A 1,217-nucleotide genomic window follows, 5' to 3' on the forward strand; every position below is an offset into this window, starting at 1 on the left:
CCCAGCCAGTGGCCACGACAGCGCCCGTTGCCGACGCCGCGTCCGGCATGGCGGCAACCAGCGGACTGACACCGTGCACTTCACTGCCCAACGATCTTCAAGCCTGGCTGGACCAGCAGGAACGGGAGATCCTGGTGCGCGCGCTGCGCGAGGCCAACTTCAACCGGACAGCCACCGCGGCGCGGCTGGGAATCAGCCTGCGACAAATCCGTTACCGCATTGCCCGGTTGAACATCTCCGCCCCGAGCGACAACGACGCACATGACGACCTTGGCTGAAGGGCCACCCTCCCAAACCCGGTGGAACGCGGGCTGGCATCACGAGGCCATCAGGCAACCTTCTCCCAATTTTGGCCCGCGCCCCAGTGGCGCTGCCGTGGATCTGATCGTGGTCCATTCCATCAGCCTTCCGCCGGGGAGCTACGGCAGCGGGTCGGTACAAAAACTGTTCGCCAACACCCTGGACTGGGACGCGCACCCTTACTTTCAAAGCATCCGGGGGCTGCAGGTGTCGGCGCACTTCTTCATAGAACGGGATGGCACCCTCTGGCAATTTGTGGACTGCGACGAGCGCGCCTGGCACGCAGGCCAGTCGAGTTACCGGGGGCGCTCGCAGTGCAACGACGACTCGATTGGTGTCGAGCTGGAGGGACTCGAAGGGCAGATGTTTGAGCCGGTGCAATACGAGGTACTGGCCAGACTGTGCGCCGACATCCAGGAGCGCTACCCCGTCACCCATGTGGCGGGGCACGAACACATCGCACCGGGACGCAAGCAGGACCCCGGCCCCGGATTTGACTGGACAAGGCTTCAGCGCCTGCTCGCCTGGCCCCTCACGCAGTTTCCTGCGGAAACCCGAGGCACACCGGACCCGCACCGGTGACGCCTGCGACACCGCTGTAGCACGCAAACATCACCGTTTGTAACGCGCCCCCAGCGGTGCGAAAAAAACCCGCGTCAACGCCCACGCGGCCTGGTCCAGGAAAACCGCCTGCGACGCCCGGTTTTGCTTGATTTCAGTCATCACATATCGGCTGCATGGGGCCTGCGGGATCATTCGATTTCCCGCTGCGCCGCACTGCAACAGCGCACTTCGGATTGTGACCCCCATCAAGGCGATACACTACAGGTAGTGTCTTGAATACTATCTACACACCATCTATAGTGTGCGACAGATTTTCGCCGTTACACACTGAAAACACCGCGTCCGCTTTTCCC

The 1,217-nt window shown here is 62.6% G+C and carries 2 protein-coding genes; both read left to right on the top strand.

The features are described from left to right. Positions 1-278 (top strand): helix-turn-helix domain-containing protein (locus tag DTW89_RS19075; RefSeq protein WP_236637217.1); only part of this gene is annotated, 278 nt, incomplete at its 5' end. Continuing rightward, the gene (ampD, locus tag DTW89_RS19080) at positions 262-882 is read left to right on the top strand and encodes a 1,6-anhydro-N-acetylmuramyl-L-alanine amidase AmpD (RefSeq protein WP_114657077.1); all 621 of its coding nucleotides are present in this window, start codon (positions 262-264) and stop codon (positions 880-882) included. The genes DTW89_RS19075 and ampD, both read left to right, overlap by 17 nt. Positions 883-1,217: the final 335 nt, after the last annotated feature.

Source organism: Acidovorax sp. BoFeN1, assembly GCF_003345135.1.
GTDB lineage: Bacteria > Pseudomonadota > Gammaproteobacteria > Burkholderiales > Burkholderiaceae_C > Acidovorax > Acidovorax defluvii.